The following is a 23720-nucleotide window of genomic DNA, read 5'->3' on the forward strand; positions in this document are numbered from 1 at the left end:
AGGGCATGAGTCAGCAGGAAAGCCCTTCCCGGGTGCGTCAGCCGCGGCACTCGCGAGGTGCAGCCCCCACGCTGCACGACGTCGCCCGTGAAGCCGGGGTCTCGCTCGCCACGGCATCCCGCGTTCTGAACGGATCCGAGCGCAAGGTCGCCGAGTCCTTCCGTGAGCGCGTCGAGCAGGCGGCGGCCGAGCTGGGCTACACGGCGAACGCCTCTGCACAGGCCACCGCTCGCGGCAGCTCGCCCGTGATCGCGCTGCTCGTCGCCGACATCGCCGACCCCTACTTCGGCCTCATCGCGGCCGGCGTCGCCCGTGGAGCCGACGAGCAGGGTCTTGTCGTCACGATCGCGATCACCGAGCGCGACCCGGCCCGCGAGGCGCGCATCGTGCGCGCGCTGCGCGGACAGCGTCCCCAGGGCCTGATCCTCGCCGCCTCGCGCACGAACGAGCCGACCGACTCCGATACCTCGCGCGAGCTGGCGGAGTACGCCCGGTTCGGCGGGCAGGTGGTCACGTTCGGGGCCGGCAGCGCAGAGAACCGGCACGTCGAGATCGACAACCGTGCCGGTGCCGAGGCGCTGGGCCGCCGCATGGCATCGCTCGGCTACCGCTCGGCCATCGCGATCGGAGCGGCCGAGGGAGTGCTCACCTCAGACGAGCGTCTCGCCGGATTCCACGCAGGCTTCGAGTCGGGTGGAGGATCGGTTGATCGGGTGATCAGAGGCGACTTCCGTCGCGAATCGGGTGTGCAGGCGATGTCGTCAGCGCTCGCCGAGGGCGTGGAGCCGGGCACTCTCGTGTTCGGTATGAGCGATGTCGTCGCGATCGGCGCGATGTCGGCGATCCGCGACGCGGGTCGCGAGATCGGCTCCGACATCGCTGTCTGCGGTTTCGACGATGTGCCGTCGTCGAGCGACGTCACCCCGGCGCTCACGACCGTGCGGGTGCCGCTCAGCGAGGTCGGCTACCAGGCCTTCCGCGCGACGGTCGACGTGGACTGGCAGCAGGCGGCGCTGCCGCTCGAGGTCATCGTGCGGGCGAGCACACCCGGTATCGCCTGATGGCCCGCATCGTGCTGGCGCCCGACAGCTTCAAGGGCACGATCACCGCGGCGGATGCTGCGGCATCCCTCGCCGAAGGCTGGTCGTCGGTCGATCCTTCCGCGACGTTCGTGCACCGTCCCATGGCAGACGGCGGAGAGGGCACCGTCGCCGCGTTCGCCGCGGCCGTGCCGGGGGCGCGACGGATGCCGGTCGTCGTCGATGGGCCCGCGGGGATGCCGCTGGAGACCAGCTGGCTGTTGCTGCCCCCATCCGCGGGCTCTCCCGGCGGCACCGGTGTCGTAGACCTCGCCTCGACCTCGGGCATCGAACTGCTCGACGAACTGCGCCCGTGGGACGCCGACACCACCGGATTCGGTCAGGCGATCGCCGCGGCCCTCGACCACGGCGTCACACGACTGGTGGTCGGCATCGGATCGAGCGCATCGACCGATGGCGGCACCGGGATGCTGTCAGCGCTCGGCGCACGATTCCTCGACGCCTCCGGTGAGCCGGTCGCCCGCGGTGCCCGCGGGCTCGCCGACATCGCATCCGTCGACCTGACGGCTCTGCGCACCGCGCCTCAGGTGCGCGTGCTCACCGACGTCACGAACCCGCTCATCGGCCCGCGCGGCGCTGCGGCGGTGTTCGGACCGCAGAAGGGACTCTCCGGCGACGACATCACGCAGGTGGATGCCGAGCTCGCCCGACTCGCCGACCTGGCTGGCCTCGACCCCGCTCTGCCCGGCACCGGAGCTGCCGGTGGCACGGGCGGTGCGCTCGTCGTCTGGGGAGCGACGCTCGCGCCCGGTGCTGCCGAAGTGGCAGAGCTCATCGGACTCGCGGATGCGATCGCCGACGCCGACGTCGTCATCACGGGGGAGGGGTCGTACGACGGTCAGTCCGGCGACGGCAAGGTTCCTTCGTTCATCGCGGGCATCGCGGCATCCTCCGGGGCCGCGGCACTGCTCGCGGCCGGGCGCATCACCCAGGATTCCGATGTGGCGCTGTTCGCGGCATCCGCGTCTCTCACCGATCTCGCCGGATCGTCGGATGCCGCTCTCGCCGACCCCGCCCGATGGCTGCGCGCGGCCGGAGCGCTGCTCGCCCGGTCTGTCTGACCGGTCGCCACCAGCCGCATCCGCTCTCCGGGGCGGGCCTCGCGCAGCATCCGCCACATCCGCTCTCCGGGTCGGGCCTCGCGCAGCATCCGCCGCATCCGCTCGCGCTCGTCTGCGGTGGTCAAAAACGCATCCGAGATCGTTGGTTCGGGTGGTTCTTTGGCCCCGCACGTCCGTGCAACTGCGGGTGGTGGGCGGTCACGGTCTTCGGTGGTCAGTAGCGCATCCGAGATCGCGGTGTGCGGTGGTTCTTTGGCCCCGCACGTCCGTGCAGCTGCGGATGGCGGGTGGTGGGCGGTCACGGTCTGCGGTGGTCAAAAACGCATCCGAGATCGTTGGTTCGGGTGGTTCTTTGGCCCCGCACGTTCGTGCAGCTGCGGGTGGTGGGCGGTCGCGGTGCGCGGTGGTCAAAAACGCATCCGAAACCGCTGGTTCGGGTGCGTTTTCGACCCCGCACGCGCGGGGTGGGCGCTTCGACCCGGCCCGCGCATGGTGTCGGCCAGCGGGGTCACTTTCGCATCGCGGATGCTGGGCGGGGTCAATAGCGCACCCGGATCGGCCGTTTCGGATGCGAAAGTGACCCCGCATCCACGGAGTGCGGGAGGCGAAGAAGTGCTGGCGACCCCGGACGCACGTCTGCCCCCGCACGGGGCGACGTACGGGGGCAGAAGACAGGCGGAACAGTGGCCGGGTCAGCCGCCGAGCGCCGCCGACACCACGGCACGAGCCTCGGCCTGCACCTCGGCGAGGTGCTCGGGGCCGCGCAGGCTCTCGGCGTACAGCTTGTAGACGTCTTCGGTTCCCGACGGGCGGGCAGCGAACCAGGCGTGCTCGGTCTGCACCTTGAGGCCGCCGATCGCGGCGCCGTTTCCGGGCGCGTGCGACAGCTTGGCGGTGATGTCCTCGCCGGCGAGGGTCGTCGCCGAGACGGCATCCGGAGCCAGCTTGCTCAGCGTCGACTTCTGCGCCGGCGTCGCCGGGGCGTCGACGCGCTGGTACGCCGACGAGCCGAAGGCCTGCTCCAGCTCGGCGTATCGTTCCGACGGCGTCTTGCCGGTCACGGCGATGATCTCGGCGGCGAGAAGGCACAGCAGGATGCCGTCCTTGTCGGTCGACCACACGGTGCCGTCCTTGCGGAGGAACGATGCTCCGGCGGACTCCTCGCCGCCGAAGGCCACCGAGCCGTCGAGCAGGCCCGGGACGAACCACTTGAAGCCGACGGGCACCTCGAGGAGGCGGCGTCCGAGCGATTCGGCGACGCGATCGATGATCATCGACGAGACGAGAGTCTTGCCGATCGCGGCGTCGCGCGGCCACTCGGCGCGGTGCGAGAACAGGTAGTCGATCGCGACCGCGAGGTAGTGGTTGGGGTTCATCAGCCCGGCGTCGGGGGTGACGATGCCGTGGCGGTCGGCATCCGCGTCGTTGCCGGTGAGGATGTCGTAGTCGCCCTTCTTGGCGACCAGCGAGGCCATGGCCGAGGGGGAGGACGGATCCATGCGGATCTTCTCGTCCCAGTCGAGCGTCATGAAGCGCCAGGTCGGGTCGACCTCGGGGTTCACGACGGTCAGATCGAGGTCGTAGACCTCCTTGATGAGCGCCCAGTACTCGACGGAGGCGCCGCCGAGCGGATCGGCACCGATGCGGACTCCGGCATTGCGGATCGCGTCGATGTCGATGATGGTCGCCAGGTCGCGCACGTACGCGTCGCGGAAGTCGTAGCCGGGGAGAGCATCCCAGTCGATGTCGGCGAAGCTCTCGCGCTTCACGTCGACCAGGCCGCCGGCGATCAGCTCGTTGGCGCGGCCGGCGATCCAGCCCGTCGCGTCGGTGTCAGCCGGTCCGCCGTGCGGCGGGTTGTACTTGAAGCCGCCGTCACGAGGAGGGTTGTGCGAAGGGGTGACGACGATGCCGTCGGCGCGGCCGGCGTCATCCGGCGCGAGGGCGCGGTTGTAAGTGAGGATCGCGTGGCTGAGCGCGGGTGTCGGCACCCACGCGTCGCGCGAGTCGACGCGGAGGTCGACGCCGTTCGCGACCAGCACCTCGATGGCGCTGCGCTCGGCCGGCAGCGACAGGGCGTGCGTGTCACGACCCAGGAAGAGCGGGCCGGTGATGCCCTGCGCCGCGCGATAGTCGACGATCGCCTGCGTGGTGGCGAGGATGTGGTTCTCGTTGAAGCTCTTGGTGAGCGACGACCCGCGATGACCGCTCGTCCCGAACGCGACCCGCTCGGCGGCGACGCCAGGGTCGGGGACGCGATCGTAATAAGCGGCGATCAGCTCGTCGACATCGATCAGGTCGGATTCTTCGGCTGGTAGGCCGGCACGGCTCGTCATGCAGACAGTCTGCCCCCATCTCGGCATCCGCGCATCTTCTGGGCGCCCACTGGTGCCCTAAGGTGAAACGCGTGACTGAACGCCGCACCTACAGCTATCTCGGCCCCGCCGGAACATTCACCGAAGCGGCACTCGAACAGGTCGCCGAAGCGCGAGGCCAGGAATGGCGGTCGGTGCACAACGTCGGCGAGGCCCTCGCAGATGTGCTCGAGGGGCGCAGCGACGCGGCCATGATCGCGATCGAGAACTCGATCGAAGGCGGTGTCTCGACCACGCAGGATGCTCTGGCCACGCTGCCCGGCCTGCGGATCATCGGCGAGTACCTGGTGCGGGTCAACTTCGTGCTCGTCGCTCCTCGGGGCACCACGCTGTCGGACGTCCGGGTGATCGCGGCTCACCCCGTCGCCTACGGGCAATGCCACGGCTGGCTCGGCGCACATCTGCCGACGCACTCGCACGTGCCGGCGGCGAGCAACGTCGCGTCGGCGGTCGGCATGCTCGACGGCAGTCTGCCTGCGCAGGCGGCCATCGCCGCTCCCGGCGTCGTGAGGCATCTCGACGTCGACGTGTTGGCCGAGGGCATCGGCGACAATGCCCAGGCCGTCACCCGTTTCGTGCTCGTCACCCGCACCACCTCGGCTCCGGCGCCGACCGGCGCAGACAAGACGTCGCTGATCGTGGAGCTCCCCAACGATCACCCCGGTTCTCTCCTCGAGATGCTCGAGCAGTTCTCGACCCGCGGCATCAATCTCTCGCTCATCCAGTCGCGTCCGATCGGCGACGAGCTCGGCCGCTACCGGTTCGTGATCGACGCCGACGGGCACATCGAGCACGAGCGCATGGCTGACGCTCTGCTCGGCATCCGTCGTTTCAGCCCCCGCGTGGTCTTCCTCGGGTCGTATCCTCGGGCCGACCGGCAGATCGTGCAGTACCCCGAGCGCTACGACGACGACGTGTTCGTCGAGGCGCGCGATTGGCTGCGCGGCATCCTCAGCGGCGAACCCGAGGACTGAGACCGCCCCGGGTCAGGCCGTGATCGTTCCCGATCGGTTCGGGGAGGTCGGCGAGGCGAGGGTCAGGATTTCTCACCATCGGCACGCCAGGATGCTGACAGAGCAGTGAGCGTGGCGACCGCCGCGGCGGTGTCCTCGCGGCTGCCGCCGGCGCGCCCTGCGGCGAGGCCGGCGAGGTAGGCGCTGAGCGGTGCTGCCGGGCGGGCGACGCCGTGCGCGACGTCGCGGGCGAGATCGAGGAGCAGGCCGATGTCGACTGCTGCGCGGTCGATGTCGAGGGCGGTGCAGGCGGCGGCGGTCCAGTCGTCGAGGGCCTCGACCGGGAGATGCGGGGGCTTGTCGGTCATGTCGTCTCCTCGTCCTGTGCGCGGCCGCGCGGCGGTATCTGCGCCGCTGCGGTCTGTGTCTGTGCGTCCGTGGTCTGTGTCGGTGCCGCTGCGGTGTGTGACTGCGCCGTTGCGGTCTGTGTCTGTGCCGTTGTGCGGGCACGTTCGAGATCGTCCCACGTGTCGACGTCCGTCGCCAGGTCCCCCGCGGGCAGCGCGGTGAGGGCGAGGCCCGCGAGCAGCGACCGGATGGAGGCATCTCGGCCGCCGTCGGGGAGGGCACCGAGAGCCCTGCGCAGCGCGTCGGTGCGATAGAGCCCGATCAGCCACTGCATCCGTCCGGATTCGTCGGCCAGGCAGATGCCGTCTTCGCCACGGGCGAGGGGCGGATGCCGACGCAGCAGCGCGACCGCCTCCTCGGCGTGCGGCAGATCGGCCGCCAGCACGAACACGTCGGCGCTCTCGGTGCTGGCGAGCCCGGCAGCGATGCCCGCGACCGGGCCGCCGAACTCAGGGGTCTCGCGGGTCCAGACGACCGTGCCGTGCACGGGCGCAGGTGGACCCACGACGACGATCGGGTCGCAGCCTGCGAGGGCCGCGATGGCCCGATCGAGCAGAGTGCGGCCGCCGACCTCGAGCAGCGGCTTGGCGGCGCCGTCGAGTCGAGACGCCCGCCCCCCGGCGAGGATGATCGCCGCGGTAGCGGAGCTCGCCGGGGTTGCTGCGTCGGCTGCGTTGGCGGGGTTGGCTGAGGTCGCTGCGTTGGCGGGGTTCGCCGCGTGGGCTGAGGTCGCTGCGTTGGCTGCGCTTGCCGGAGTTGCCGGACTTGCTGGACTTGCTGAGGTCGCCGCGTTGGCCGCGTTGGCCGCGTCGGCCGAGGTCACGAGAGCAGCATCACGTCGACGAGGTCTCCGGCGGCGACCGCTGACACGTCGGCGGGCACGACTGCGTAGGCATCCGCTCTGGCGAGACCTGCGGCGAGATGAGAGCCGGACGATCCGTCGGCGGCCGCCGGGCTCACCGACCACGCGGCGGGGTCGGATCGGTCGAGCGCCACCGGCACATACTGCAGTCGCCCAGCCGGGCTGCGCCACCCGGCTGTGGTCGCGAGGCGGATCGTCGGGCGCTGTGCTGGTTCGCGCCCCTGCAGACGGAGCAGGGCAGGGCGCACGAATGCCTCGAACGAGGCGGCGACGCTGGCAGGGTTGCCGGGGAGACCGAAGATCAGGGCGTCGTCGATGCGTCCGAAGGCCTGGGGTCTGCCCGGTTGCATCGCGACCGCGGTGAACTCGACGCGATCGCGCAGCACGTTCTTGACGACCTCATGGGCGCCGGCGCTCACTCCGCCCGAGGTGACGACGACATCGGCATGACCGGCGTGCAGTGCACGGTCGAGGAGGCTCGTGAAAGCGGCATCCTCATCGGCCACCGTGTCGACCGAGATGACGTCGGCGCCCGCCTCGGCGCACATCGACGCGAGCAGCACCGAGTTCGACTCAGGGATCTGCCCGCGGTCGAGGTCTGCGCCGGGGGCGGCGAGTTCGGTTCCCGTCGAGATCACGGCGACCCGAGGGCGACGATGCACCTGCACGGTGTCGACGCCCGTGGCCGCGATGGCCGTCAGCTGCAGTGGCCCGAGCACCGTCCCTGCCCGCGCGACGACGGCTCCGGCGCGCAGCTCCTCCCCGCGGCGGCGGATGTGGGCGCCCTCTCGGAGAGGAGCCGTGGTCACGACCGCCGCGGCATCCCAGGCCTGCAGTCCGTCACGCGTGTGCTCGAAGGGCACGACGGTGTTCGCGGTGCGGGGCACGGGAGCGCCGGTCATGATCCGCGCGGCCAGCCCGGGGCGCAGCTCGGGCTCCTCGGCGGAACCCGCGGGCAGGTCGGCGATGACGCGGAGTTCGGCAGGGCGCTCGGCCGTGGCGGCCCCGACGTCGGAGAAGATGACGGCGTACCCGTCCATCGCGGAGTTGTCGAACAGCGGCACATCGACCCGGGCGCGCACGGCGGCGGCGAGGGTACGACCGGCTGCTCGCACGATCGGCACCGTCTCGGGGGTGAGCGGTCGGGCGGCGACCAGCACCTTCGCCTGCTGCTCCTCGACCGTCAGAACGAGCGGGGGAGCGAGTGAGGCGGCGTGTCGCATGAAGTCAGCGTACGACGGTCGCGGGGGTGCCCCGCGACCGCGTCGCCCCTCTGCCCCTTGTTTCCCCGCTCGAAGGTCAGTGCTCGCGGAACATCGGCCAGCCGCTGCCTGGCAGCATGTGCGAGTGCAGCGCGCCTTTGGCCGATTCCAGGTTCGGGTAGGTGCCTGTCGCGGCATCCGATCCGGCCATGACGACGGTGTATCCCTCATCATCGTGTCGGATGCTGCCGACGACCCCGTTCGTGCCGTAAGCCACCCAGAGTGCCAGGGTCTTGGTCGTGCTCATCATCGAACCCCTTCCGTTGCTGGTGACGCTACGCCCCGGCGCACCGGAATACCAGCCCTTGTCGGAGGGTGGGGACGTGCCATTGCGGGGTCACTTTCGCATCGCGTGCCCGAGCGGGGTCACTTTCGCACCGCAAAGGCGCGATTCGGATGCACAAGTGGTCCCGACTGGAGCTGCGGGTGCTCTCGGCGCCCCTGAGCGGGGTCACTTTCGCATGGCGTGGGTGGGCGGGGTCACTTTGGCATCGCACAGACGCATTTCGGGTGTGAAACTGGCTCCGTCTGCGAGCTGGAGGCTGAAGACGGGCGGAGGCAGAAGATGGGCGTGCAAGAGGGGACAGTCATCGGCGGGATGATCTCGCCCGACGGATGCGGTCGAGCAGCGGTGCTGCGTCGCGCGCCAGGTCGAGCTGGGTCACGCGGATGACGATCCATCCGAGGTCTTCGAGCTCGCGCTGTCGCTGAATGTCTCGCCTCCACTGATCACGGCTCGTGCGGTGACCGTCACCCTCGTACTCGATGGCGATCTTGAGGTCGGGGTAGGCCAGGTCGCTCCGCGCGATGAGAAGGCCGCTCTCATGGACCTCGTGCTGCACGACGGGTTCAGGCAGGCCCCCTGAGACGATGAGCAGCCTCGTCTCGGTCTCCTTCGGCGATTCCACTCCTTCACGCGCGCGGGACAGCCCATCACGGACTCGGCAAGAGCCCGGGAAGCGCCCCCAGGCCTGCAGACGCTGCTCGATGTCGGTCACGGTATGTGGCGGACGCCCCGCACGCAGCCCCGGATAATTGTCGGCCTCGCTGATCAGGGCGTCGAGCGCGATGACCACCTGATCCTCGGTCAGCGCCGCGGCGCACATGAACAGAGCTGCGATCGGATCGATGATCGGGATTCCGTCTACCCGCCACGGAACGGTGCGCCCCTCTGCCCGGCGTCGACCGGCGACGCCGCTGCGCCGGACGCGCGCCGAACCCGTCGCCACGACGACGACGATCGGCGCATGTACGCTCCAGATACCGGGATACGGATACCCCCACACGTGCATCGCGGACTCCCCGCCGATGAGTTGACCACGCTGCAGGCGGGTCGCAAGAGCGGCGACTCGATCGAGCGGCGTCTCCGCAGCCGTGACCGAGCGCACTCCGCGGAAGGGGCGGTCGAGATCGCGTGCGGAGACGCGGCCCCGACCTATGCCCGCAGCGGCGGCCTGCTGCACGGTGAAATGTCGCCCGAGTTCGTCAGGTAGGAGTATCCGATGGCGCATCCGATCAGGCTTGCTGAGAGATGCGTCGTTCACGCCCCGCGATCTCCGGGATGCCGAGAGATGTGGAGAAGTCGCGCCTGTAGACAGCATCCGCGAATGAGTGGACAGGCGCGATCTCACCCCGCGAGCGGGGTCACTTTTGCATCCCGCGCCGCGAGCGGGGCCACTTCTGCATCCCGCGCCGCGAGCGGGGCCACTTTTGCATCGGAAAGCGGCGCTTCGGATGCCGAACTGACCCCGCATCCGCGCGACGCGACCGCGCGACGGCCCCCCGCGCGACGGCCCCCCGCGCGACGGGCACCGGCCCCCCCCGCGCGACGGGCACCGGCCCCCCCGCGCGACGGGCACCGGGCCGCGACGGGCCCGCGCGTGCTACAGCGCGGCGGCGATGAGCTCGAGCGTCTGCGCGCGGCCGGCAGCGGCGTCGCGAGGCTCGGACTCGTAGGCACCGGCGACGGGCGAGAGCATGACCTCGTCGACGCCGTACTTCGCGGCGAAATCGCGCACTTCGGCGGCGACCGATTCTCCGGTGCCCACGAACCACCGTGAACGGGCGGCCTCGACGACCTGGTCGGTCGCGGCGTCCGATTCGGCGGCGAGCGCCTCTTCGACCGTCTCGAGCGCGATGAGCGGCTTGTTCAGACGCAGGCGCGACATCATGCGCAGCTGCGGCAGGGCGCGTGCCTCGGCCTCCTCTTGAGTCGGCGAGGCGACGACGTTGACAGTGAGGAACGTCCGCGGCTCGGGGTGCTCTTCGCTCGGCTGATAGCCGGTGCGATAGAGGTCGAGTGCTCGTTCGAGTCCCTGACCCGAGAAGTGGTTCGCGAACACATAGGGCAGACCATGGGATGCGGCGAGTTGGGCCGAGTAGTCGCTCGACCCGAGCAGCCAGACCTCGGGGCTTCCGGTCGCGGCGGGTGTCGCGTGCACCGTGTACTCGCCACCCGACGTGAAGCGCACTGTCGCGCCCTCACCCGAGACGAGCGCGGAGATGTCCTGCACGTTGCGGGGGAACTGCTCGACGTCGCTCGTCGTGCCGGATCCGCGCAGCAACTGGGTGATGACCGGGTCGCTGCCGGGGGCGCGGCCGAGGCCGAGGTCGATGCGGCCAGGGGCGATGGCCTCGAGAGCCGCGAACTGCTCGGCGACGATCAGCGGCGCGTGGTTCGGCAGCATGACGCCACCCGATCCCAGACGGATCTTCGTCGTGCGCATCGCGGCGGCGGCGATCAGCACCGGGGGAGTGGTGGATGCCACGGCCGGCATGTTGTGGTGCTCGGCGAACCAGTAGCGGCGGTAGCCGAGGCGGTCGGCGGTGGCGGCGAGGTCGAGGGAGGAGGAGATCGCCTCGGCACTGGTCTGGCCGGTGCGAACCGGGACGAGGTCGAGGACGGAGAGCGCGGTGGAAGTCATCCCCGAATGCAACGGCGAGGGCGGGCGGGGCATTCCCGCTCGCCGACGACGCCAACGGAGGGGCAGTACTTTAAAGGCATGGATGCCGAGATCTTCTATGTGCTCGTCGGTGCTGTCGTCGTGGCGGCGATCGCCCGATGGCGCGGATGGCCGGCTCCGCTGCTCGTCACGGTCGTCGCCCTCGCGGCATCCTTCCTGCCCTTCGTGCCCGAGGTCGAGATCGACGGGCACCTGCTGCTGAACCTCGTGCTGCCGCCGCTGCTGTATTCGGCGGCGCTCGACGTGTCGTTCGTGGGCTTCAAGCGCAGCCTGCCGCAGATCCGCCGGCTCGGCGTCACCCTGGTGCTGCTCACCGCGGTGGCGGTCGGGCTCGTGGCGTGGTGGATCCTGCCCTCGCTCACTCTGCCGGGTGCGCTGCTGCTCGGCGCCATCGTCGCGCCGCCCGACGCCGTCTCAGCCGCCGCTATCGGCCGCAAGCTCGGGCTTCCGCGCCGCATCATGACGGTGCTGTCGGGGGAGAGCCTGATCAACGACGCGACCTCGCTCACCCTCTACCGGGTGTTCGCGGCGATCGTCGCGGGCGCGACGCTCACCGTCTGGGACGGCATCTGGCAGTTCCTGCTCGCGGTCGGCGTGGGCGTCGCGGTGGGGCTCGTGTTCGGCATCGTGCTGCACCAGCTGCGCATGCGCATCAGCGACCCGGTCGTGATCGGCACGTTCGGCCTGCTGGCACCGTTCGGAGCGTATGCGATCGCCGAGCACCTGCTGGGCTCGGGTGTGCTCGCGGTCGTCGCGATGGGCCTCTACGTGGGATACAACTCGCCCCGCACCGACTACACGACGCGTCAGCAGGAGGCGCCGCTCTGGTTGTCGGCCGACCTGCTGCTCGAGAGCTTCGTGTTCGCGTACATCGGCCTGCAGTTCCCGCGTGTGCTCAGCGACCTCGGCGGCGAGGAGGTCGGTCGCATCCTGCTGCTGTCGGGGGCGGTGCTCCTCGTGGTGCTGGTCGTGCGCCCGCTGTACGTGTACCCGGCGAACGGGTGGGCCAACTTCCAAGACCGCAGACGGCTCGAACGCTGGGATAGGACTGTCCGATCCGGTGCCTTCGACGAGCGACGGCGGGACTCGAAGCGCTGGAAGCACTACAGCGCCGAAGAACTGCGGTCGAAGATCGTGCGCGATCGTATGGCGGGCCTGCAGCTGACGTGGAGAGACAACGCCGTCATCTCGTGGGCGGGCATGCGCGGCGTGGTGACGCTGGCCACCGCGCTCGCCGCGGCCGACCTCGCGGCTCTCGACACCGAACCGTCGCACGCGATCGTCGTCGTCGCGTACGTCGTCACTGTCGGCACACTGCTGCTGCAGGGCCTGACCCTGCCGATGCTGATCCGCGGGCTCGGCATCGCCAGCGACGTCGATGAGGAGGAGGACGAGCGCGCGATCGCCGACATCAAGGCGAAGAGCCGCGAGGCGGGCAAGGCCTTCCTCGACGAGAAGCGCGTCGAGTGGGTCGACAAATACGGCACCGTCGACATCGGCGTGTTCGACGCGTTCACGAAGCGCATGACCAGGGTCGAGAAGGCCGCGGACGAGGCGCAGGAGGTCGAGGAGGCGGTGACCCGCCCCTCCTACGAAGACCTCGCAGCGCTCACCCGCGGCTGGTTGCAGGTGCGCCGCGACATCCTGCTCACAGAGCGCGACGCCGGCAACCTCGACGAGGAGGTCATGCGCGAGCTGATGGCCGCGATGGATGCCGAGGAGCTCGCCCTCGACACCCGCGCCGCGACGCGTCTGCAGGGTCGCGCGTAGCGGCAGACAGACGAGCGCCCCGCCCCTGAAGGGGCGAGGCGCTCGCTCTGCGAGACGGGGGTCAGCGGGTGCCGATCGGCTCCTTCTCGGATGCTGCGGCATCCGCCTCGGGTGCCTCATCGTCTGCCGAGTCGTCGGCGAACGGCAGGCCCTCGCGCGGGGCGTTGTAGAGCTCCTCGTCGAGGATCCCCTCTCGCTTGGCGACGATGGTCGGCACGAGCGCCTGACCCGCGACGTTGACCGCCGTACGGCCCATGTCGAGGATCGGGTCGATCGCGAGCAGCAGTCCGACGCCCTCGAGCGGCAGACCCAGGGTCGACAGCGTCAGTGTGAGCATGACGGTCGCTCCGGTCGTGCCTGCCGTCGCAGCCGAGCCGACGACCGAGACGAGCACGATCAGCAGGTACTGCACGAGGTTCAGCTCGATGCCGAAGAACTGCGCCACGAAGATCGCGGCGATGGCGGGGTAGATCGCGGCGCAACCGTCCATCTTGGTCGTCGCGCCGAACGGCACGGCGAACGAGGCGTACGAGCGGGGCACGCCCAGGTTTCGCTCGGTCACGCGCTCGGTGAGCGGCAGGGTGCCGATCGACGAGCGGCTGACGAAGGCCAGCTGCACGGCCGGCCAGACGCCGGAGAAGTACTGCTTGATCGACAGGCCGTGCGTCTTGACCAGCACGGGGTAGACGACGAAGAGCACGAGCGCGAGACCGACGTAGATCGCGATCGCGAACCAGCCGAGCGAGGCCAGCTTCTCCCAGCCGTACTTGACGACCGCAGCGCCGATGAGGCCGAACGTGCCGAGCGGGGCGATGCGGATGATCCACCACAGCACGCGCTGGATGACCTTGAGCAGCGACTCGGTGAACGCGAGGAACGGCTCGGCCTTCTTGCCCGCCTTGAGCGCCGCGATACCGACGGCGACCGCGATCACGATGACCTGCAGGATGTTGAAGTTCACGCTCGACGAGAACGTGCCGTCGGTGGCTCCGGGGTTGGTGCTGACGCTGAGCCCGAGGAAGTTCTGCGGGATCAGCCCGAGGAGGAAGTTCCACCACGTCCCGACTGTGTACGGGTCGCCGGGCTCGAGACCCTCACCGGCGCGGTTGCCCGGCTGGATGACGAGACCCAGCGTGATGCCGATGGTCACGGCGATGAACGCGGTGATCGCGAACCACAGCAGGGTCTGCCCCGCGAGGCGCGCGGCGTTCTGCACACGGCGCAGGTTCGAGATGCTGGCGACGATCGCGGTGAAGATCAGCGGCACGACGGCTGCGCGCAGCAGCGTGACGTACGAGCTGCCGATCGTGTCGAGGGTGGCGGAGAGCCCGTTGGGGTTGTCGGCGGTGGCGCCCGACTGGCGGGCGATCAGGCCGGCGGCGATGCCGAGGACGAGGGCCGCGAGGATCTGGAAGCCGAACGAGGTCAGCAGCTTCCGGACGGGACCGCGAGTGTCTGGCGCCGTCGTGGGGCGGGCGGTGGTGCTCATGGGATCGGGGACTCCAGAATCGGTGCGCGCCGTGTGCGCGCTATCCGTCCACGCTAGGAGTCACGCCGGAATCCCGAGGCCGAGATGACGAAGGATGACGGATGCCGCGGCATCCGTCATCCAGCGTCGATCAGGATGGCGTGCGTCAGCCCGCGCACTTCTCGAGGTTGTCGGTGAGGATCTGTGTGGTCAGAGCCTTGTCGTCCTGGCTGGACTGCTTGTCCTCGCCGTTGGCGATGTAGGTCAGGGTCTCGTCGCTCAGGTCGGAGTCGACGAGGGCTTCGGCGAAGCAGGTGGCGACCTCGTCCGTGACGGCATCGCCGAGCCCCTGATCCTCGTAGACCTTCTGGATGCCGTCGGCGACGTCTTCGACCGCTGGACGGGACGTTCCACCGCAGGCGGCGAGCGAGAACGCGAGTGCGGCGATGGGGAGTGCCATGAGTATGCGGGAGGGTGTGCGCAGGTTCCGGTCGTTGAGCTTCATGCCGTCGACGCTATCGGCGCACAGAAGATTCATAGAAGGGGTTGCGCTCGGCGTGGTGTTCGTGATGCACGCCGGGTCGCGATAGCGACGTTCTGCCAGGCCTGACGGCTCTCGCGTCAGCTGCGTCGACGCTCGTTCGGCGCGACCACCGTCAGTTGGGGAAAGTACGTGAAATAGCGCGCGGCGTCTCGCGTCAGCAGGCGGTAACGACGCTCCACCGCATGCGCGCCGATGTAGAAGTCAGGAAGCGGTGATGTGCGAGATCCACGCCGCCGCCTGTATTCGAGAAATGCCGCCGCTGCGGCGAACGCCGCCTCGTACGGAAGATCGTCTCGTTGCACATCTAGCGTTCCGAGTGCTCTGTCCAACGCAGCGGCTGTATCGAAGCGAACAGAGAGCTCCGCATAGATGATCGGGTTGATGATCAGTCGGCCTGCATCGCGGGCTGCAGCGAGGGCGGAACTCGACCAATCAGCCCAGTCGGGGTCGTCGGAGAAGACGTCCAGCAGGACGTTCGTGTCGACGAGGGTTGCGACGTCACTCGCCACGCGTGAGTTCCATCACCTCAGCGGTGGTTCGGCCTGCGCCGAGGATGCCGCGAACACGCAAGACCGCCTGCTCGCCGCGAGTCAAATCCTGGGCTCGGATGATGCGCAGCACGCCGCCGTCGTCGATCACATCGACCTCGTCGCCCGTTTCGAAACCGAGTCGGTGACGCAGTTCGGCGGGAATCGTCACCTGCCCCTTGCTGTTGAGTCTCATTCGATCCTCCTCCGATCACGTGTATTACATGGTACGTCCGCAACGTATTACGCGCGAGTGTCCACCGGCATTCGGCTCGCGTCGCCTGACGCTACGCGAGCACCAACAGATCGCCGACCTCGCACCCGAGGGCGTCGCAGATCGCACGCAAGGTCGAGTACCTGATCGCCCGAGCACGGTCGTTCTTGAGAACCGACAGGTTCACGATGCTGACGCCGACGCGCGCGCTCAGCTCGGTCAGCGTCATCCCGCGTTCCGCGAGCAGCTCGTCGAGGCGACAGTGGATGCCGGTGAGCTCGTCGTCGCTCTCCGCCGGGCTCATACGAGGCCCCTCGTATCGTCCTCGAGGGCCTCGTTCGAACGCTGCAGGCGGATGCCCTGACGGAATGCGGCTGCGATGAGGCCCACCGCGACGCCGGTCGCGAAGAGCGGGACGATCGACCAGAACTCGATCGGATGCACTGGTTCGCCTGAGCCGAGCCCGACCGCGGCAGACACCCCGTTCAGCCCCAGTTTCTCGAGCAGCAGGATGAACATCGGAGCGAGCACGAGGGTCCAGCCGATCGCGTCGAAGGCCCGTGCGTTGCTCCGCACGAAGAAGCGTCCGCGGAGGAAGTTCCAGGCGACGAGCATCACGCCGACGATGACGATCAGCGGGGCGAGCGCCCACAGCACGAGCGAGCCGATGATCGCTGCGGTCGAGGCGGCATCCACTCCGGTGGCGAACACCATCGCCTCCTGAGCGATCCCCTCGACCGACGCGGCTCCCGAGCCGACGGTCGCGTCGATCGGCTGCTCGTCGATGGGGATGGACCACGCGATGCCCTGATCTCGGAAGGTTCCGAGCACGCGCAGCACGGTGCTGATCGCCGTCACGACGAGCGCGGCCGCACCGAAGAGGATGACGGTGATCGCATCGGCGGTCTGGGAGCGGGTCGCGGTCACAGTGCCCATCAGACGAGCCCCTCGGTGTCGCGCTGCAGGCGGTCGCCGACCGCGAAGACGGTGCAGATGAGGGCGACCACGAACGCTCCGAGAATGAAGGTGAACGGCTCGACGCTCATCACGGCGTTGTCGATGCCGTTGTCGGTGATCCGCGCCACCGTGGCGTTGGCGAGCATGTTGTCGAAGAAGCGCACGGCCGCGAAGCCGACGAGTCCGGCGATGCCGGCTGTCGCGACGAGAGCGGTGTTGCGGCGGCTGAACACGCGGTCGGTCAGCACGCTCCGCGCCAGCAGGATCAGGCATCCGATCACGATCACGATCGTCAGGATCTGAGCGATCTGGCCGATGATGCCCGGCACCGCGGCGATCGCCGGCAGCTCGGGGGCCGTGATCACGGCGCTGTCGACGCCGACGGGGATGCTGGTGCCGGTGCTCAGCGGCAGGTCTACCGACGTCTTCGAGCTGATGAACTCGACGAGCACCGGCACGTCCACGCCGCGGGCGAGTTCGATGATGCGGAAGACCGAGAACACGGTGATGTAGGCGGCGATCAGAGCTCCGGCGATGCAGAAGCCGACCAGGGCTCCGCGGTCGCCGCGAGAGATCGGGCGGGTCTTCGTCGAGGTCATCATCCACTCCTTATCGAGAGTCGTTATTACCGATAATCGTTAACATAACGACTGTCGATAAGTGAGTCAACCCCGGCCGCTCGAGAGCGCCGTCACCGACCACCGTGGCGCTATGCCGACGGCGAACACGGGCATACAGCATCCGCACGGTGGTTACTCTCGATGTACAGGCGCGGAGACCCGTCGAGGACTCAGCGCTTCGCCCCGTGCGAATAAGGAGTCACAGCATGTTCGAGAGATTCACGGACCGAGCCCGTCGAGTGGTCGTCCTCGCCCAAGAAGAGGCGAAGATGCTCAACCACAACTACATCGGCACTGAGCACATCCTGCTCGGCCTCATCCACGAGGGTGAGGGTGTCGCAGCCAAGGCGCTCGAAAGCCTCGGCATCTCCCTTGACGCCGTCCGCGAGCAGGTTCAGGACATCATCGGTCAGGGGCAGCAGCAGCCGACCGGGCACATCCCGTTCACGCCGCGCGCCAAGAAGGTGCTCGAGCTCAGCCTCCGCGAGGCTCTGCAGCTCGGCCACAACTACATCGGCACCGAGCACATCCTGCTCGGCCTCATCCGCGAGGGCGAGGGTGTCGCAGCCCAGGTGCTCGTCAAGCTCGGCGCCGACCTCAACAAGGTCCGCCAGCAGGTCATCCAGCTTCTGTCGGGTGCTCCCGGACGCGAGCCGGCAGCCGTCGGCGCGCAGTCGAACGACACCCCGAGCGCCCAGGGCGGCTCGCAGGTGCTCGACCAGTTCGGTCGCAACCTGACCCAGGCCGCGCGCGACAACAAGCTCGACCCGGTCATCGGTCGCGAGAAGGAGATCGAGCGGGTCATGCAGATCCTGTCCCGCCGCTCCAAGAACAACCCCGTGCTGATCGGCGAGCCCGGCGTCGGCAAGACCGCCGTCGTCGAGGGCCTCGCCCAGGCGATCGTCAAGGGCGATGTGCCCGAGACGCTGAAGGACAAGCAGCTCTACTCGCTCGACCTCGGCTCGCTCATCGCCGGTTCCCGCTACCGCGGTGACTTCGAAGAGCGTCTGAAGAAGGTCACCAAGGAGATCCGCACGCGCGGCGACATCATCGTCTTCATCGACGAGATCCACACCCTCGTGGGTGCGGGTGCCGCCGAGGGCGCGATCGACGCGGCCAGCATCCTCAAGCCGCTCCTCGCCCGAGGTGAGCTCCAGACCATCGGCGCCACCACGCTCGACGAGTACCGCAAGCACTTCGAGAAGGATGCCGCTCTCGAGCGCCGCTTCCAGTCGATCCAGGTGAACGAGCCGAGCCTGCCCCACACGATCAACATCCTCAAGGGGCTGCGCGACCGCTACGAGGCGCACCACAAGGTGCAGATCACCGACGGCGCGATCGTCGCGGCATCGAACCTCGCCGACCGCTACGTCTCCGACCGGTTCCTGCCCGACAAGGCCATCGACCTGATCGATGAGGCCGGCGCACGCCTGCGCCTCAGCATCCTGTCGAGCCCGCCCGAGCTGCGCGAATTCGACGAGAAGATCGCCAAGGTGCGCGAGCAGAAGGAAGTGGCGTCGGAAGACCAGGACTTCGAGAAGGCCGCATCGCTGCGCGACGAGGAGAAGAGCCTCCTCGCCGAGCGCCTGCGCCTCGAGAAGCAGTGGCGCTCGGGTGACGTCGCGACCCAGGCGGTCGTCGACGAGGGCCTGATCGCCGAGGTGCTCGCACAGGCCACCGGCATCCCCGTCTTCAAGCTGACGGAAGAGGAGTCCTCGCGACTCGTCTTCATGGAGAAGGCGCTGCACCAGCGCGTCATCGGTCAGGAGGAGGCCATCGCGGCGCTCTCCAAGACGATCCGTCGTCAGCGTGCCGGCCTCAAGGACCCGAAGCGTCCCTCCGGTTCGTTCATCTTCGCCGGCCCCACGGGCGTCGGAAAGACCGAGCTCGCCAAGGCGCTCGCCGAGTTCCTGTTCGACGACGAAGCTGCTCTCATCTCGCTCGACATGAGCGAGTTCGGTGAGAAGCACACCGTCTCGCGTCTGTTCGGTGCCCCTCCCGGATTCGTCGGATTCGAAGAGGGCGGCCAGCTCACCGAGAAGGTGCGCCGCAAGCCGTTCAGCGTGGTGCTGTTCGACGAGATCGAGAAGGCCCACCCGGACATCTTCAACTCGCTGCTGCAGATCCTCGAAGAGGGTCGTCTGACCGATGGTCAGGGCCGCGTGATCGACTTCAAGAACACCGTCATCATCATGACCACCAACCTCGGTGCACGTGACATCGCCGGTGGTCCGGTCGGATTCCAGATCGAGGGCGTCAACTCGACGAACTACGAGCGGATGAAGGGCAAGGTCAACGAAGAGCTCAAGCGCAACTTCAAGCCCGAGTTCCTCAACCGTGTCGACGACATCATCGTGTTCCCGCAGCTGTCGAAGGACGAGCTCGTGCAGATCGTCGATCTGTTCACGAAGCGCCTCGGCGAGCGTCTGCTCGACCGTGACATGACGATCGAGCTCTCGCAGGCCGCCAAGGAGCGTCTGATCGAGATCGGGTTCGACCCGGCACTCGGTGCCCGACCGCTGCGCCGCGCGATGCAGCACGAGGTCGAGGACCGTCTGTCCGAGAAGATCCTGCACGGCGAGCTCAACCCGGGCGACCACGTGAAGGTCGACTCGAAGGACGGCGAGTTCCTCTTCGAGCACGGCCCCCGCGGCGAGAAGGTCGCGGTCGGCGTGAACACCGGCGGAGCGATCTCCGGCACCCCCGACCTGGCGGTCGCCAGCGGGGAGTGACCTGATCACAGAAGGGGCGGATGCGAACTGCATCCGCCCCTTCTGTGTGTCTGGGGGTCACTCAGCACTCCGGCATTCCGGGGCGGCTCAGGGTCTCGGGAGGTGACGGGTTCTAGGCTTGAGGTGTGAGCGAGTACATCGTCCGGCCGGCGCGCAGCGCCGACATCATCGGCATCCGCAACCTTCTGCAGCCGATGGTCGAGCAGCGCATCCTGCTCGGCAAAGACCTCGCCGTGCTCTACGGCGCAGTGCAGGAGTTCGTGGTCGCCGAGGCTGACGGCGAGCTGATCGGATGCGGTGCGCTGCACGTGTTCTGGGAGGACCTCGGCGAAGTGCGCACCCTCATGGTGCGCGGGGACTGGTTGCACCACGGAGTCGGCGGTGCGATCGTCGGCGCGCTCGAGGAGCAGGCGCGCGGGCTCGGCCTCAGTCGACTGTTCTGCCTGACTTTCGAGGTCGAGTTCTTCGGTCGGCGCGGCTATTCGATCATCGGCGAACAGGTCGTCGACCCCGACGTCTACTCGCAGCTGCTGCGCAGCGGCGATGCGGGTGTCGAGGAGTTCCTCGATCTCGCCCACGTCAAGCCGAACACGCTCGGCAACACCAGGATGCTGAAGAGCCTCAACTAACCTGAACTAATGCCTCGTCACTCCGCCGCCGTGTATCGCCGCCGGCGATTGGTGACCCTCGTCGCGGCGATCGTGTTGGTCGCGGTCGTCTGCGTCGCGGTGTGGCTGCTCATGGCACGCCCGTGGGCGAATGCTGCCGAGGCGACGCCATCGCCGAGTGCGTCCGCATCGGACTCGCCGACACTCGATCCCACCGCATCCGAGTCGACCGCAGCCGAATCGCCGTCGCCTGAGTCGCCGTCGCCCGAGTCGTCGGCGGAGGAGACTCCGGGGATCGTCGCGTGCGAGGCCCGGGACGTCGAGGTCGCGGCCGTGACCGATGCCGACACGTACGACCCGGGCGTGCTGCCGCAGCTGTCGATCTCGCTGACCAATCGCGGATCCACAGACTGCGCGATCGACGTGGGGTCGACGACCCAGAGGCTCACGGTGTCGAGTGGATCCGACGTCTGGTGGACGTCGACCGATTGCCAGGAGAATCCGAGCAGCATGGTCGCGACGCTCACCGCAGGCGCGACCGTGACGAGCAAGGTGCCGGTCATCTGGGATCGCACTCGCTCGAGCGTCGAGACGTGCGCCGACGAGAATCGTCCGCGCGCGCCCGGGGGTGGAGCGTCGTACCACGTCGCCGTTGAGATCGGTGGCTTCAAGGGCACGACCACGAAGCAGATCCTGCTCTATTGACGCCGAGACTGGCCAAACGTCTCGAATACAGTCCTGCACTCAGTTTCGGGTGACACTGCTCATTCTTTGGGATACCATTGAGGTGACCCTCGCAGAACTTGCGGCGCATGCCATCCCCAGTGGCGTCGAGCACAGCGTCCCCAGCGCTTCGACATGCCGCCCCGAGGGTCCGTGGGCCCTCTCGAGTACCCCAGTCCCCAATGGATGACTCGAGAGGGCCCCTTTCCATCTCCACTCCCGTTTCGGCGCACGTGTCGGCATCCGCTGAATATGCTGGATGCATGGCAGCGAAGAAGTCGAAATCCGCGAAGAGCAAGCCCGCACCCGAGGATTTCCGGTCGGACGCCCTCGCTCAGGCGCTGGAGAAGCAGGACATCGCTGCGGTGGCCCTGGCTCTGCGCCACGGCACCACGGTCGTGCCACTCGTCAAGCCCGGCGCTCGTGATAACCCACTCGACAGCGGAGAGGTCTGGACCTATCGCGACCCGACGTCGGGCGATCTGGCGCTGCTGCTGTTCAGCGATGCCAAGAACAAGCCGGCGAACCTGCCTCCGGGCGTCGGGATCTACACAGCCGACTGGCTGCGGAAGTTCCTCGGCGCCCACCCGATCACGACCGTGTTCCTCGACATCGCGGGTCCGCATCCGATGCAGGCCTCACCTGAGGAGCTCCTCAAGGCGCTCGACGCCTGACTCCTGCCCGTCCGGGTGCCGCATGGTGGGGCGGTTCGCTCGCGTGCTTGGCTCTCGCGCGCCGGTGCGGCGCGATGCGGGGTCACTTTCGCATCGCGATCGGCCGTTTCGGGTGCGTTTTTGACCCCGTCTGAGGTGTGGGCGCGGCGGGCGGCCGCGCGGGGCTCGACGGCCTGTGCGGGGCCACTTTCGCATCGGCCGCCCGTGCGGGGTCACTTTTGCATCGCGATCGGCCTTTTCGGGTGTCAAAGTGGCCACGTCTGGCGGGGGGCGTGCGAAAGTGGCCACGTCTGGCGGGGGGCGTGCGAAAGTGGCCACGTCTGGCGGGGGGCGTGCGAAAGCGGCCCCGTCTGGCGGCGCGGGGCGTGCGAAAGTGGCGGTCTGGCGGGGCGAGGGCGTGGCGGTGCGTTGTCGACCGGCTGGGTGCGTGCCCGAGGCGCCGGCTCAGAACGGCGGGATGTCTGCTTCGCTGCGTCGGGTGGTGTTGCGGGCGCGCACGTCGTTCAGCGCCGCGCGCAGGGTCTTCGAGCGGTCGTCGACCACCTGGTCGTAGCCGAGTCGCGCGGCCTCTGAACGGCGCTGCGCCGACTGGGTCACGGGCCGGATCTCGCCCGCCAGACTGAGCTCTCCGACGGCGGCGACCGTGCGCGGCACCGAGATCTGCTGGATGGACCCGGCGACGGCGATCGCGATCGCCAGGTCGGCGGCCGGTTCGGTGAAGCGCACACCGCCGACGGTCGAGACGTAGACATCGAGATTGCTGGTCTTGATGTGCGCCCGTCGCTCGAGGATCGCCAGCACCATCGCCACACGTGAGGAGTCGAGGCCGTGCACGACACGACGGGGATTCGGCGCCGTCGTGGTGATCGTGAGCGCCTGCACCTCGACCGGCAGAGCCCGACGGCCTTCGAGCGAGATGGCTACGCACGTGCCGGGCTCGGTCGCGCCCTGAGACAGGAAGAGGCCCGAGGGATCGGGAACCTCGGAGATGCCCGCACCGGTCATCTCGAAGCATCCGACCTCATCGGTGGGACCGAAGCGGTTCTTGAGCGCTCTGATGAAGCGCAGCGAGGTCTGTCGGTCGCCCTCGAAGTGGCAGACGACGTCGACCAGGTGCTCGAGCACGCGGGGACCCGCGACGGTGCCGTCTTTCGTGACGTGGCCGACGAGGATGACCGGCAGCCCGCGGTCTTTCGCCACCCGGATCAGGGTCGCCGCGACCTCGCGCACCTGACTCGGCTGACCGGCTGCGCCGTCGATGAGCGACGACGACACCGTCTGCACCGAGTCGACGATGACCAGCTGCGGCGCCACCTCGTCGATGTGCCCGAGGATCGTCGCGAGGTCGGTCTCGCTCGCCAGATAGAGCTCGTCGTGCAGAGCTCCGGTGCGCTCTGCGCGCAGGCGCACCTGGGCGGGAGACTCCTCGGCGCTCGCATAGAGCACGCGACGCCCCGATCGGGCCGCCTGGGCTGCGACCTCGAGCAGCAGCGTCGACTTGCCGACACCCGGTTCGCCGCTGAGCAGGATGGCCGCACCGGGCACGATGCCACCGCCGAGCACGCGGTCGAACTCGCCCACCCCGCTCGTGCGACGGGGAGCGTCTTCGGTCGTGATCTGCGTGATCGGTCGAGCGGCCTTCGCCGCGGTCGGCGCGAGAGGAGTGATGCGGCTCAGGATGCCGGTCTGCGCACCCTGCTCCTGCACGGTGCCCCACTGCTGGCACTCGGCGCACCGGCCCACCCACTTGGCCGTCGTCCAGCCGCATTCGGTGCAGACGTATGCGGGAGGGGCAGGTTTTCGGGTGGCCATGCAGCCAGGCTATCGCCGGGATCAGACATCCCTATCGGTTCGGGCATTATTCACGGCCCAACCCCTCGATGTCGCGCAGCGGCCACG

At 68.7% G+C, this 23720-nt stretch carries 23 protein-coding genes; 8 read left to right on the forward strand and 15 right to left on the reverse strand.

Annotation, left to right across the window (positions count from 1 at the left end):
* Positions 1-5 precede the first annotated feature (5 nt).
* A complete protein-coding gene (locus ACIOU8_RS13625) occupies positions 6-1061 on the forward strand; it encodes a LacI family DNA-binding transcriptional regulator (RefSeq protein ID WP_400790424.1) in 1056 nt (351 codons plus the stop codon).
* Complete coding sequence (locus tag ACIOU8_RS13630; protein WP_400790427.1) at positions 1061-2161, forward strand: glycerate kinase; 1101 nt, start codon at positions 1061-1063, stop codon at positions 2159-2161. The genes ACIOU8_RS13625 and ACIOU8_RS13630 overlap by 1 nt, the downstream gene beginning before the upstream one ends.
* Positions 2162-2853: 692 nt before the next feature.
* Here ACIOU8_RS13630 and pgm read toward each other — a convergent pair.
* Positions 2854-4497, reverse strand: a complete 1644-nt coding sequence (gene pgm, locus ACIOU8_RS13635) for a phosphoglucomutase (alpha-D-glucose-1,6-bisphosphate-dependent) (protein ID WP_400790430.1) — start codon at positions 4495-4497, stop codon at positions 2854-2856.
* 62 nt (positions 4498-4559) lie between these two features.
* On the opposite strand from pgm, the gene pheA reads away from it, so the two are divergent.
* Complete coding sequence (gene pheA, locus ACIOU8_RS13640) at positions 4560-5510, forward strand: prephenate dehydratase (RefSeq protein WP_400790432.1); 951 nt, start codon at positions 4560-4562, stop codon at positions 5508-5510.
* A gap of 62 nt (positions 5511-5572) precedes the next feature.
* On the opposite strand, the gene ACIOU8_RS13645 is transcribed toward pheA, so the two are convergent.
* The 6 genes from ACIOU8_RS13645 to ACIOU8_RS13670 form a co-directional block, all read right to left on the reverse strand.
* Positions 5573-5857, reverse strand: a complete 285-nt coding sequence (locus tag ACIOU8_RS13645; RefSeq protein ID WP_400790434.1) for a DUF6457 domain-containing protein — start codon at positions 5855-5857, stop codon at positions 5573-5575.
* Positions 5854-6720, reverse strand: coding sequence for a molybdenum cofactor guanylyltransferase (locus ACIOU8_RS13650; RefSeq protein WP_400790437.1), 867 nt, complete (start codon positions 6718-6720; stop codon positions 5854-5856). Before ACIOU8_RS13650 ends, ACIOU8_RS13645 begins: the two co-directional genes overlap by 4 nt.
* Positions 6717-7982, reverse strand: a complete 1266-nt coding sequence (glp, locus tag ACIOU8_RS13655; RefSeq protein WP_400790439.1) for a gephyrin-like molybdotransferase Glp — start codon at positions 7980-7982, stop codon at positions 6717-6719. Before glp ends, ACIOU8_RS13650 begins: the two co-directional genes overlap by 4 nt.
* Before the next feature lie 76 nt (positions 7983-8058).
* The gene (locus ACIOU8_RS13660; protein ID WP_140038123.1) at positions 8059-8268 is read right to left on the reverse strand and encodes a methyltransferase; all 210 of its coding nucleotides are present in this window, start codon (positions 8266-8268) and stop codon (positions 8059-8061) included.
* A gap of 340 nt (positions 8269-8608) precedes the next feature.
* A complete protein-coding gene (locus ACIOU8_RS13665; protein WP_400790444.1) occupies positions 8609-9565 on the reverse strand; it encodes a hypothetical protein in 957 nt (318 codons plus the stop codon).
* 339 nt (positions 9566-9904) lie between these two features.
* Positions 9905-10945: an LLM class flavin-dependent oxidoreductase gene (locus ACIOU8_RS13670; protein WP_400790447.1), complete on the reverse strand. Its 1041-nt coding sequence runs from the start codon at positions 10943-10945 to the stop codon at positions 9905-9907.
* Positions 10946-11023: 78 nt separating this feature from the next.
* Here ACIOU8_RS13670 and ACIOU8_RS13675 point away from each other — a divergent pair, with 78 nt between their 5' ends.
* Positions 11024-12754: a cation:proton antiporter gene (locus ACIOU8_RS13675; protein ID WP_400790450.1), complete on the forward strand. Its 1731-nt coding sequence runs from the start codon at positions 11024-11026 to the stop codon at positions 12752-12754.
* 61 nt (positions 12755-12815) lie between these two features.
* On the opposite strand, the gene ACIOU8_RS13680 is transcribed toward ACIOU8_RS13675, so the two are convergent.
* From ACIOU8_RS13680 to ACIOU8_RS13710, 7 genes are all read right to left on the reverse strand, one after another.
* The gene (locus ACIOU8_RS13680) at positions 12816-14243 is read right to left on the reverse strand and encodes a dicarboxylate/amino acid:cation symporter (RefSeq protein ID WP_400790453.1); all 1428 of its coding nucleotides are present in this window, start codon (positions 14241-14243) and stop codon (positions 12816-12818) included.
* 145 nt (positions 14244-14388) lie between these two features.
* The gene (locus tag ACIOU8_RS13685; RefSeq protein WP_400790455.1) at positions 14389-14727 is read right to left on the reverse strand and encodes a hypothetical protein; all 339 of its coding nucleotides are present in this window, start codon (positions 14725-14727) and stop codon (positions 14389-14391) included.
* Between the two features lie 116 nt (positions 14728-14843).
* Complete coding sequence (locus tag ACIOU8_RS13690) at positions 14844-15275, reverse strand: type II toxin-antitoxin system VapC family toxin (protein ID WP_400790458.1); 432 nt, start codon at positions 15273-15275, stop codon at positions 14844-14846.
* A complete protein-coding gene (locus tag ACIOU8_RS13695; RefSeq protein ID WP_400790461.1) occupies positions 15265-15489 on the reverse strand; it encodes an AbrB/MazE/SpoVT family DNA-binding domain-containing protein in 225 nt (74 codons plus the stop codon). The genes ACIOU8_RS13690 and ACIOU8_RS13695 overlap by 11 nt, the downstream gene beginning before the upstream one ends.
* 91 nt (positions 15490-15580) lie before the next feature.
* Positions 15581-15811, reverse strand: coding sequence for a helix-turn-helix domain-containing protein (locus ACIOU8_RS13700; protein WP_400790464.1), 231 nt, complete (start codon positions 15809-15811; stop codon positions 15581-15583).
* Positions 15808-16443 carry a hypothetical protein gene (locus ACIOU8_RS13705; RefSeq protein WP_400790467.1) on the reverse strand — a complete coding sequence of 212 codons (636 nt, stop codon included), beginning with the start codon at positions 16441-16443 and terminating at the stop codon, positions 15808-15810. The genes ACIOU8_RS13700 and ACIOU8_RS13705 overlap by 4 nt, the downstream gene beginning before the upstream one ends.
* Positions 16443-17063 carry a DUF2975 domain-containing protein gene (locus ACIOU8_RS13710; protein WP_400790470.1) on the reverse strand — a complete coding sequence of 207 codons (621 nt, stop codon included), beginning with the start codon at positions 17061-17063 and terminating at the stop codon, positions 16443-16445. Before ACIOU8_RS13710 ends, ACIOU8_RS13705 begins: the two co-directional genes overlap by 1 nt.
* Positions 17064-17290: 227 nt before the next feature.
* Between ACIOU8_RS13710 and ACIOU8_RS13715 the strand changes: the two genes are divergently transcribed.
* The 4 genes from ACIOU8_RS13715 to ACIOU8_RS13730 all read left to right on the forward strand — a co-directional run bounded on the left by ACIOU8_RS13715 (position 17291) and on the right by ACIOU8_RS13730 (position 21821).
* The gene (locus tag ACIOU8_RS13715; RefSeq protein WP_290162165.1) at positions 17291-19816 is read left to right on the forward strand and encodes an ATP-dependent Clp protease ATP-binding subunit; all 2526 of its coding nucleotides are present in this window, start codon (positions 17291-17293) and stop codon (positions 19814-19816) included.
* Between the two features lie 125 nt (positions 19817-19941).
* Complete coding sequence (locus tag ACIOU8_RS13720; RefSeq protein WP_290162167.1) at positions 19942-20445, forward strand: amino-acid N-acetyltransferase; 504 nt, start codon at positions 19942-19944, stop codon at positions 20443-20445.
* Between the two features lie 9 nt (positions 20446-20454).
* Positions 20455-21129: a hypothetical protein gene (locus tag ACIOU8_RS13725; protein WP_400790474.1), complete on the forward strand. Its 675-nt coding sequence runs from the start codon at positions 20455-20457 to the stop codon at positions 21127-21129.
* A gap of 281 nt (positions 21130-21410) precedes the next feature.
* Entirely contained in the window at positions 21411-21821 is a 411-nt protein-coding gene (locus ACIOU8_RS13730) for a dehydrogenase (RefSeq protein WP_400790476.1), read from the forward strand.
* A 444-nt stretch (positions 21822-22265) separates the two neighbouring features.
* On the opposite strand, the gene radA is transcribed toward ACIOU8_RS13730, so the two are convergent.
* Positions 22266-23633: a DNA repair protein RadA gene (radA, locus tag ACIOU8_RS13735; RefSeq protein ID WP_400790479.1), complete on the reverse strand. Its 1368-nt coding sequence runs from the start codon at positions 23631-23633 to the stop codon at positions 22266-22268.
* Between the last annotated feature and the right edge of the window lie 87 nt (positions 23634-23720).

Origin of the sequence: Microbacterium sp. NPDC087589 (genome assembly GCF_044743635.1) — a bacterium.
In the GTDB taxonomy this organism is placed as follows: domain Bacteria; phylum Actinomycetota; class Actinomycetes; order Actinomycetales; family Microbacteriaceae; genus Microbacterium.